General features: G+C 30.0%; 10 protein-coding genes. 9 read left to right on the plus strand and 1 reads right to left on the minus strand.

The genetic code is table 11. From position 1 onward, the window contains the following. Window positions 1-73 precede the first annotated feature (73 nt). Together ACTHW2_RS01930 and ACTHW2_RS01935 are read left to right on the plus strand one after the other, a co-directional pair. The gene (locus tag ACTHW2_RS01930) at window positions 74-988 is read left to right on the plus strand and encodes an ABC transporter ATP-binding protein (RefSeq protein WP_442262041.1); all 915 of its coding nucleotides are present in this window, start codon (window positions 74-76) and stop codon (window positions 986-988) included. After that, the gene (locus tag ACTHW2_RS01935) at window positions 988-2,226 is read left to right on the plus strand and encodes an ABC transporter permease (RefSeq protein WP_442262042.1); all 1,239 of its coding nucleotides are present in this window, start codon (window positions 988-990) and stop codon (window positions 2,224-2,226) included. The genes ACTHW2_RS01930 and ACTHW2_RS01935 overlap by 1 nt, the downstream gene beginning before the upstream one ends. 46 nt (window positions 2,227-2,272) lie before the next feature. Here ACTHW2_RS01935 and ACTHW2_RS01940 read toward each other — a convergent pair whose 3' ends face one another. Beyond that, on the minus strand, window positions 2,273-2,515 hold the full coding sequence (locus tag ACTHW2_RS01940; RefSeq protein ID WP_442262043.1) for a SelT/SelW/SelH family protein: 243 nt from the start codon (window positions 2,513-2,515) through the stop codon (window positions 2,273-2,275). Between the two features lie 139 nt (window positions 2,516-2,654). Between ACTHW2_RS01940 and ACTHW2_RS01945 the strand changes: the two genes are divergently transcribed. The 7 genes from ACTHW2_RS01945 to ACTHW2_RS01975 all read left to right on the plus strand — a co-directional run. Next, window positions 2,655-3,965: a glutamate--cysteine ligase gene (locus tag ACTHW2_RS01945; protein ID WP_442262044.1), complete on the plus strand. Its 1,311-nt coding sequence runs from the start codon at window positions 2,655-2,657 to the stop codon at window positions 3,963-3,965. Further along, entirely contained in the window at window positions 3,958-5,280 is a 1,323-nt protein-coding gene (locus tag ACTHW2_RS01950) for a glutathionylspermidine synthase family protein (protein WP_442262045.1), read from the plus strand. The genes ACTHW2_RS01945 and ACTHW2_RS01950 overlap by 8 nt, the downstream gene beginning before the upstream one ends. 507 nt (window positions 5,281-5,787) lie before the next feature. Beyond that, window positions 5,788-7,194, plus strand: a complete 1,407-nt coding sequence (gene trkA / locus ACTHW2_RS01955; RefSeq protein WP_442262046.1) for a Trk system potassium transporter TrkA — start codon at window positions 5,788-5,790, stop codon at window positions 7,192-7,194. Continuing rightward, a complete protein-coding gene (locus tag ACTHW2_RS01960; RefSeq protein WP_442262047.1) occupies window positions 7,145-8,539 on the plus strand; it encodes a TrkH family potassium uptake protein in 1,395 nt (464 codons plus the stop codon). The genes trkA and ACTHW2_RS01960 overlap by 50 nt, the downstream gene beginning before the upstream one ends. Before the next feature lie 66 nt (window positions 8,540-8,605). Further along, window positions 8,606-9,283 carry a uracil-DNA glycosylase gene (locus ACTHW2_RS01965; RefSeq protein ID WP_442262048.1) on the plus strand — a complete coding sequence of 226 codons (678 nt, stop codon included), beginning with the start codon at window positions 8,606-8,608 and terminating at the stop codon, window positions 9,281-9,283. A gap of 180 nt (window positions 9,284-9,463) precedes the next feature. Further along, entirely contained in the window at window positions 9,464-9,943 is a 480-nt protein-coding gene (locus tag ACTHW2_RS01970) for a chemotaxis protein CheW (protein ID WP_442262049.1), read from the plus strand. 16 nt (window positions 9,944-9,959) lie between these two features. Then, window positions 9,960-10,290 (plus strand): chemotaxis protein CheD (locus ACTHW2_RS01975; protein ID WP_442262050.1); only part of this gene is annotated, 331 nt, incomplete at its 3' end.

The following is a 10,290-nucleotide window of genomic DNA, read 5'->3' on the forward strand; positions in this document are numbered from 1 at the left end:
TAAATAAACGTAGTAAATATGCGAGTTGTAGAGTTCTGCAACGAGCTATATTATAGTAAATAAAGGAGGAAATATGAACTTAGAAGTAAAAGACTTATACAAAAGTTTTGGAAAGAGTGAAATTCTTCATGGAATAAACCTATATGTAGAAAGTGGAAGACCACTAGGACTTTTAGGTAGAAATGGAGCAGGAAAGACTACCAGCATAAGAATAATAATGAATTTATTCTCTGGGAATAGTGGGAAAATATTATTAAATGGTAAAAAATTTATACCCAAAGACCATAAAATAGGTTACCTTCCAGAAGAAAGAGGTCTTTATCCCAAGAAAAAAACTTTAGAACAACTTATATATCTTGGAGAACTTAGAGGATTTAATAAAAAGGAAATAAAAGAAGATGCCCTATATTGGTTTAAAAGACTAGGGATAGAAGAGTACAAAGATAAAAAGCTAGAAACTCTATCTAAAGGAAATCAACAAAAGGTACAACTTGCATCAGTTTTTTTAGGTAATCCAGAAATTATTATACTAGATGAACCTTTTAGTGGATTAGACCCTGTCAATTCTCAGATTTTAAAAGACATTATATTTGAAATAATAGATGATGAAAGAATACTAATATTTTCAAGTCACCAAATGAACTATGTAGAAGAATTTTGTGAAGAAATATCGATAATAGATAAAGGAAATATAGTTTTAAGTGGAGATTTAAACGATATAAAAGAAGAATATGGTAGGGATAGGCTCACCATAAGTATAACTGATATGGAAACAAGAGATTTAAAAGATATTTTTATAAAAGATTTTGCAAATATAGCCCATATAGTTGAAGAAAAAAAGGAATATCTAATAATAGAACTTTTAGAGGGGAAAACAAAAAAGGATTTACTCCAAAAAACTATGGAATTAGACTTAGATATTAATATGTTCTCAAACTATAAGCCTAAACTACGCGATATATTTGTAGAAAGAGTAGGTGACAAATAATGAGAGAATTTTTTATAGTATTAAAGTTTGAATTTCTTAATTTTGTTAAAAACAAAGCCTTTATTATATCAACTATAGTTCTGTCAGTCTTAATTATAATGGGTTTGTTAATTCCTAATATTCAAGATACATTTTTTGGTGGCTCAGATATAGAGGATGATACGTCTACAGAAATACAAGAAGACTTAGGTAGTTTTGGTTATATTGATCAAACAGATGGTAAAGTTGATATAGAAGTTTTAAAACAAAACTTTCAAGCGGGAAATCTAAAAGAGTTTAGTTCATCTGAAAAATTAGAAAAAGAAGTAGATAGTGGAGATATAGAAGCTGGATATATAATAGAAGAACCATTAAAATATAAGCATATAATTGAAAACAATGAGATGATAGGTTTTGGTAGTAATATGTTTGAGGCTTCTCTTGCAGAAACATACAGAATGGAAGAGTTTGAAAATGCAGGTATAGATTATAGTGAAATAAAGGGTCTTATAAGTCCTGAAATTCAATCTGATACTGTAGTTCTTGGAAAAGATAGTGCCAATAACTTTCTATACACTTATATACTAATATTTGGACTTTATTTTGTAATAATAATGTATGGTCAGCTAATAGCATCAGGTGTAGCAAGTGAAAAAAGCAATAGGGCCATGGAGGTATTAGTTACAAGCACAGATTCTAAAAATCTGATATTTGGAAAAGTTATAGGAGGCGCTCTTGCAGGGTTTACTCAATTCTTTGTAGTTATAGCTACGGGAATGATAGTCTATAATTTTAATAGCACTGCTTGGGACAATAGTTTAGACTTTTTGTTTAAGATTCCAGGAGATGTTTTATTAAATTTTGCAGTATTTGGTATTTTAGGGTATCTATTTTATGCATTTATATATGGAGCCTTAGGAGCTTTAGTATCTCGTACAGAAGATATAAGTGCAAGTGCAACACCTATAACAATTGTATTTGTCGGAGTGTTTTTTATAGCTATGACAGGTATGCAAAATACAGAAGGTATCATTCTAAAGATAGCTTCATTTGTACCATTTAGCTCATTTATGGCAATGTTTGTAAGAGTTTCTATGGGTAGTGTAAAACTTTGGGAGGTCGTGCTTTCACTAGGTATTTTACTCCTATCTACTATACTAATAGGAATATTAGCATCAAAAATATATAGGATGGGAACATTAAGATATGGTAATCCTATAAAATTAAGAGATGCATTAAAAGGGTTAAAGGAAGATTAAAGAAAAAGGCTACTGAATTTAATTAAATGCAGTAGCTTTTTTTAGACTATTTAATTTTTTCTCGGATTAGATCTTCAACTTCTCCTTTTTCAGGATATCTGTCTAATTCCTTTTTAGAAAATAGAAGTTCATCATTTAAACTTATTTCAAACACTCCACCATGGGAAGGGATTAAAGTAAGTTCAGAAACAGTATCTTCGTGTTCCTTTAAAATAGTTCTACTTAGAGCAACTGCCCTAGCTAAATAAGCTCAAGAAGTACAGTACTCAATAGTTAATACATTTTTCATTTTTCTTCCTCCTAACAATCTTACTACTTAATATTTGTACCCATATAATATAATTATATCATATTATTATTTGAAAAATGCATATAATGGGTATAGATAATTAAATGGCATATAATTTTAAAGTAAGGGAGCTGGTATTGTGAGTTATGAAAAGCAAATAGATATTTTTAAAAGATATTTTCAAGAATCTGAAAAGAAAAAAGAAGATTTTAAACTAGGGGTAGAGTTTGAATACTTTATAATAGATAAAAATACTTTTGAAAGTATTTCATATTATGGAAAAAATGGTGTAGGTGAAACTATAAGTGACTTAGAAAAGATGGGATATGAGGGAGTATATGAAGGGGAATATATACTAGGCTTAAATAAAGGAGCAAAACATGTAACGACAGAACCAGGTAGTCAGTTTGAACTTAGTATAGATGCAAATCTTCAAATAGAAGAACTGGAAAAAGAATATATAAACTTTTTAGAAGACTTAATACCTATATTAGATAAAAAAGGACAATATCTAATAGCTTTAGGTTATCATCCAGTTACCAAAATAGACGAAATAAAACTTCTTCCCAAAAATAGGTATGGATTTATGTATGATTATTTTAAAACTAAAGGAAGTCATGCCCATAACATGATGAAAGGTACATCTGCACTTCAAGTAGCTATAGACTATAGTTCAGAAGAAGACTATATAAGAAAGTTTAAAATTATAAATGCTCTTAGCCCGGTTTTTTATGCATTGTTTGAAAATGCATACTTTTTTGAAGGAGAAAAGGCAGGCAAACATAATATGAGATCATTTATATGGGAAAATTGTGATAAAGATAGATCAGGCCTTGTACCGTGTGCCCTTGACAATGATTTTGGATATGAAAAATATGCTGAGTATATATTAAACGGATGTCCAATATTTTTGACTAGAGATGGAAAGGAAGTATCGGCCCAAGGTAAGACTGTAAGAGAACTTTTGAATCCAGAAGATTTTACTAAGGAAGAAATAGAACATTATCTTACCATGTATTTTCCAGATGTTAGAACTAAAGGCTACATAGAAATAAGAATGATGGATTCTATACCATATCCTCTAAATTTTGCAGTTATAGCTCTAATAAAAGGTCTTCTGTATGATGAGGACAATTTAGTGAAACTCTCAGAATTTGTAAAATGTACCAGAGTAAAAGAAATAGAAGATGTAAAAGAAAAGATGATGAAAGAGGGCTTAGATACAAAGTTTAATGGTGTATCACTTCTTGAAATAGGAAGATTTTTACTAGAACTTGCACAAAATGGACTAGATTCTCATGATAAAAAATATTTAAAACCCTTAGAAGAAATGTTGGCAAAAGGACAAAGTCCTTATGAAATCATTAAAGGCTTAGTAGAAGATAAAGGGAAAAAAGAAGCTTTAGATTGGTGTATATTAAATGATATAGTGAGGGATAAAAGTGAATAGTGATAGATTAAACAAAGAATATATAGATATGATAAAAAAAGATCAAGAAAAATATATAAAAGACTATAAAAAGACTATGGAAAAAATAGATAACTCTACTGCCATCTATAAAGGTGAAACAGTTCCAACCCTTTATCACCCTATGTTTTTTCTAGAGGAAGATATGGAAAATCTTAAAACTATAGGTAAAAGTATGATGAACATATCAAATAAGCTTACAGATAGATATATAGAAGATAAAGAATTTAGAAAAAAATTTGGATTTCCTAAATTTATAGAAGAGCTTATAGAAATAGACAATGAATACGGGATAAATATACCTGTAGCACGCTTTGACCTTTTTTATAAAGATAAGGACAACTTTAAGTTTTGTGAGTTAAATACAGATGGTTCATCAGCTATGAACGAAGATAGTGTCTTAAGCGATATAATGTTAGAATCTAAGGCTTTAAAAGATTTTTCAAAGGATAAGGATATAGATGACTTTGAACTATTTAAGACTTGGGTAGAGGAAAGCATATCTATCTATAAGCAAACAAAAGATGCAAAGGAAAATCCAAATATAGCAATAGTAGACTTTAAAGAAAGTGCTAGTAAGATGGAGTTCTTAAAGTTTCAAAAGACATATAAAGATGCGGGATATAACTGTATAATCGCAGACCCTAGAGATTTAAAATATAAAGATGGTGCGCTTTTTCATAAAGACTATAAGATAGATCTGGTATATAGAAGAATGGTAAGTTACGAAATTATAGAAAAAAGAGAAGAGATAGAAGACTTTTTACAAGCTTATAAAAACAAAGCTTTTGTATGTATAGGAACTATAAGATCCCAAGTAGCTCACAACAAAATATTTTTTAAAATTCTTCATGATGAAGATACTTTAAAATATTTAAAAGAGGATGAAAGAGACTTTGTCAAAAACCATATACCCTACACAGGAACCTTTGGTGGCGACAAAGATATATTTAAGAAGGTTTTACAAAACAAAGATAAATATATAATGAAGCCAATGGATTTAAATGCCTCGCAAGGAGTATATGTAGGGCGTGATTTAAGCTATGAAGAATGGAAAAAGAGGCTAGAAGATTCTTTTGATAAAAACTATATATATCAAGAGTATTTTGATCCATTTCAAAGAGATTTTCTTCTTATGACAGATGATAGATTTAAAGAAGAAAGTTTTAAAACTACAATAGGAATGTTTATGTATAATGAAAAGGTAAAAGGAATATATAGTAGGATAGGGCAAGAAACTATAATATCAGGTGCAGTAAGATATTTTTCTCTTCCTAGTATGCTTGTAAAAGAATAACTTTTAGATAATAAATTAGAATTAACTTATATATAGGAGATAGTTTTTTAAAAAAACTATCTCTTTTATTTTGCTTAAGATTATTCAGTATATTTATATAAATAAAAAGATAAAGATTAGTATTAAAATCAAATTCCTTTAAGGGATTAGACATTTTGATATACCCATATACCAAGAGAATAAATTGGTTTTATATGTATATGTTAGATAAATATTTAAAATAAGAGTATTCATTGAGACAGACCTATTGAAGTATTCACTAAGTAAAAAAATGGTTAGGTTTGTCTGCGACGGATTTCATGTGACTAGTCCTGTAAGGGGAGCGTAGCGGAATAACAAACCTATTTTTTTATGTGTGATTATACTTCTTAGGTCTGGACCATGTAATAATCGTTTTTAAAATTTATCTTTTACCTAGTTAAAACCTAAATAAAGAATTTAGAATTTTTTTTATATCTATACTATTATCAGACTAAATTTGATATAGTAAGTTAAGAGGTGAAGAACATGAAAGTTTTAATTGTAGGAGTTGGAAAACTTGGTTACAAGTTAGCACAACTTATGATCGATGAAGGAATAGATGTAACTCTTATAGATAATAACGGTAAGGTATTAGAAGGAATAAATGAACATATAGATGTTCTTACAATAGAAGCAAATGGTATAGATATAAATGTATTAAAAGAAATAGATATAAAAACTTATGATCTATTGGTTGCATCTACTGATAGTGATGAAACAAATACTGTGGTATGCTTATTGTCAAAGAAACTGGGATGTAAAAAAACTATCGCTAGAATAAGGAACCCAGAGTATCTTATGCAACTTGATTTTATAAAACAAGAAATGGGGATAGACCATATAGTAAATCCAGACTTAGATATTGCAAGAAGTATAGAAAAGTATCTTCTTAAAAACTATCTTTTTCACTCAGATGAGTTTGCAAGTGGAAAAGTTCAGATGTTAGATTTTCACATAGGGAGCCATCAAGACTTTGCAGGTAAAAAGCTTAAGGACTTAGAAGGATTTGAAACTCTTCTTATAACTGCAATACTTAGGGATGGAGAAATTATAATTCCATATGGAGATACTATACTTGCAGAAAATGACACTATATATATCATAGGAGAAACTAAAGATATAAACGACTTTAATCTAAAATTTGGATTTAACAAAGTGTATAAAGAAATAAAAAAAGTTATGATTCTAGGTGGAAGTAACACTGCATATTACCTAGCTAAAGGTTTAGCAAAGGCAAATATAGGTGTAAAGATAATAGAAAAAAGAAGATTAAAAGCTGAAGCACTTTCAAGGGCGCTTGAAGATGCCCTTATAATCCATGGAGACGGAACAGATATAAACTTATTGGAAGAAGAAATGTTAAGAAATATGGATGCTTTTGTAGGTGTAACAGGAATGGACGAACAAAACTTACTTATGGCTCTTATGTGTAAACAAGCGGGAGTTACAAAGACAATAGCAAAGGTAAGTAGACAAAACTACACAAAGATAATAGATAGGCTTGAAATAGATGCAGCGCTTAACCCTGTGTATATAACAGCAAGTAATATACTAAAATTTATAAGGGGAGGTAAGGTTGTTTCAGTATCACTTCTTTTAGGCGGAGAGGCAGAAGTTACTGAGATAATAGTATCTAGAGATAGTCCATTTATAGAAAAACCTCTTATAGATTTAAATCTTCCAAAAGGAGTAGTTATAGGAGCTATTATAAGACGTGGTGAAGTTATTATACCAAAGGGAAATGCAACTATACTGTCAGATGATAGAATAGTTATATTCTCACTTAAAGAGGATTTAGAAACACTTAAAAGGTTTTTCAATCCTAGAAAGGGAGGTTTGATGAGTGAATTATGGAATCGTGCTAAAAGTACTGGGAATACTTTTAATAATTGAATCTACCCTGATGGCCCCTTCACTATTGATATCTTTTAATGATAGAGGAATAGATTTTTATCCTTTTTTAATAACTATAGTTATAACATTACTAATTGGAATGATTCTTTCTAGAAAAAAAAGTAAAGATAATATGATAGGTGCAAAAGATGGATTAGCTATAGTAGCTCTTGGCTGGCTTACAATTTCAGTGCTTGGAGCTCTTCCTCTATTTTTATCAGGCTCAACACCGACCTATATAGATGCATTTTTTGAGATAGTATCAGGATTTACTACAACTGGTTCATCTCTTATAGACAATATAGAAACCCTGCCTAGAGGGATCCTGTTTTGGAGATCATTTACTCATTGGATAGGTGGTATGGGTATACTGGTATTTACAATAGCTCTCCTACCTGCACTTGGCATAGGAGGCTTTCAAATATATAAGGCAGAAAGTCCAGGACCCATTGCAGGAAAGATGGCACCAAGAATAAAAGATACAGCAAAGATATTATATGTAACATATCTTGGCATAACTATATTTGAAGTAATACTTCTTTTACTTGGTAAGATGAGTATTTTTGAATCCTTGGTACATACATTTGGTACTGTAGGAACAGGAGGCTTTGGAATAAAAGGAGAGAGTATAGGATATTATAAAAGTAGCTATATTCATATAGTTATATCTATTTTTATGGTCTTGTCAGGAATAAGTTTTTCCCTATATTACACAATATATAGAGGTAGAATTAGAGAAATATTCAAAAATGAAGAATTAAGACTTTATTTGGGAATAATAGTAGTTAGCACTATGCTTATAGGTATAAACCTTTATATAAGCAATTATGGAAATATAATGAATTCCTTAAGAGATTCATTTTTTCAAGTTTCATCAATTATAACAACAACAGGATACTCTACAGCAGACTTTAACTTGTGGCCAAGTTTTAGTAAAGGTATACTTTTAATCTTAATGCTTATAGGGGGAAGCGCAGGCTCAACAGCAGGAGGAATAAAAGTGATAAGAATACTAGTGATGTTTAAACTGATAAAAAGGGAAATCTTAAAGATATTTCATCCAAGAGCTGTTATACCTATAAAAAATGACGGTCATACATTGTCAAATGATGTAATAGCAGGTATTTATAGTTTTATTGCCCTTTATATAGTAATATTTGCCTTTTCTACTCTAGCAATTTCTCTTGAAGGAGTAGATCTTGTAACTGCATCAACTTCAGTTATAGCAACGCTAAGTAATATTGGACCAGGTCTTTCTTTGGTAGGACCATCTAGCAGCTTTTCACTTTATAGCGGTGCAAGCAAACTTCTTTTATCTTTTTTAATGTTACTTGGTAGAATATAATTATTTACAATAATAGCGCTACTTGCGCCAAAAAACTGTAGACAAGAAATTTAAGAGGTTATAAATATGAAACCAATAATAGGAAACGACTGGGATAAACTCCTAGAAGATGAATTTGGAAAAGAATATTACAAAAACTTAAGAAAGTTTTTAATAAAAGAATACGAAGAAAAAACGATACTTCCTAAAAAAGAAGATATATTTACAGCACTTAAACTTACACCTTATAAGGATGCAAAGGTGGTTATACTTGGCCAAGACCCATACCATGGGAAAGGTCAATCGCACGGACTTGCATTTTCAGTAAAAAAAGGAATTAAGACCCCGCCAAGTCTTAGAAATATATTTAAAGAATTAAATACTGATTTGGGATGCTTTATTCCAAACAACGGTTATTTAGAAAAGTGGGCTAAGCAAGGGGTTCTTCTTTTAAATACATCCTTTACTGTAAGAGAAGCACAAGCTAATTCTCACAGGAAAATAGGATGGGAAAAGTTTACAGATAAGATTATACAACTGTTAAATGAAAGGTCTGAACCCATAGTTTTTATACTTTGGGGAAACAATGCTAAATCAAAAGAGGAATATATAACCAATAAGGATCACTTTATAGTAAAATCATTTCATCCAAGTCCACTTGCAGCTTCTAGAGGCTTTTTTGGTTCAAAACCTTTTTCAAAGACAAACAATTTTTTAAAAAGAATTGGAAAAAAAGAAATAGATTGGCAAATAGAAGATATTTAAACTCCCTTAGGGGAGTTTTTATTTAATAAATTTTGCTTTTAACCGATAATAATAATGTGATTTATTTTTAAAGGTATACTTTTAAAAGTGAACTTTTATACATATGCAATATTTTCAAGGAATAAAGAAATAAAAAATTAAGATAAATTATAAAAAATTAATAAATAAAGGAGAATAACTATGAAGCAATATATAGTATTTAAAACAAACTCTCAGAGTCTAGCAATAGGGATAGAAAAGGTAGATAAGATTATAGAGTTTGAAGAAGGTAAAAAAATACCCGAGCCCCTTCCATATATGCTTGGAGTCATAGAATATAATGGACGAGTGCTTCCCATAGTAGATTTAGGCAAAAGACTCTACAACAGGGATGTAATAAAAGATATAGATACAAAAATAATAGTAGTAAATTGGAAAGAAAAACTTATAGGACTTGCTGTGGATGACATACTGGGCATAAAGTCTTATGGTGAAGAGTTCGAGGAGCCAAATAATGATATAGAGACTTCCAAAGAATATTTAAATGGATTTATAAAACTTCCTGATGATATTATTATAGTCTTAAATGTAGACGAACTACTTGATAAGGACCAAGAAGAAGTCCTAATAGAAGATCTAAAGATGATGGCTGATGAAAAAATAGAAAAAGAAGAAAAATAGAATTGGTGGTAAGAAAATGTCAAAAGAAATAAGAATAGGCATTGCCGACTATAAAGTATCTAGCTCTCCAGATAAGCTTATCACTTTGGGGCTTGGTTCATGTGTAGGAATAGCTATATATGACTCTAAAACTAAAATAGGAGGCTTAAGTCATATAATGCTTCCAGATAGTCGCTCCTTTACAAAAGAAATTAAAGTAGAAAAATTTGCAGACCTTGCTATTCCAACTATGATAAAAGAAATTACAAAGGGTAAGACTAGTAAAAATCTAGTTTCAAAAATAGCTGGTGGAGCTAGTATGTTTAGCTTTTCAAAGAACACAAACAATATAGGTCAAAGAAATATAG

Source organism: Tissierella sp., from assembly GCF_052089545.1.
GTDB lineage: Bacteria > Bacillota > Clostridia > Tissierellales > Tissierellaceae > Tissierella_A.

Coding starts and splice junctions, on each gene's coding strand:
- trkA (WP_442262046.1), top strand. CDS start 5,788: ATGAAAGTTTTAATTGTAGGAGTTGGAAAACTTGGTTACAAGTTAGCA.
- ACTHW2_RS01965 (WP_442262048.1), top strand. CDS start 8,606: ATGAAACCAATAATAGGAAACGACTGGGATAAACTCCTAGAAGATGAA.
- ACTHW2_RS01935 (WP_442262042.1), top strand. CDS start 988: ATGAGAGAATTTTTTATAGTATTAAAGTTTGAATTTCTTAATTTTGTT.
- ACTHW2_RS01970 (WP_442262049.1), top strand. CDS start 9,464: ATGAAGCAATATATAGTATTTAAAACAAACTCTCAGAGTCTAGCAATA.
- ACTHW2_RS01930 (WP_442262041.1), top strand. CDS start 74: ATGAACTTAGAAGTAAAAGACTTATACAAAAGTTTTGGAAAGAGTGAA.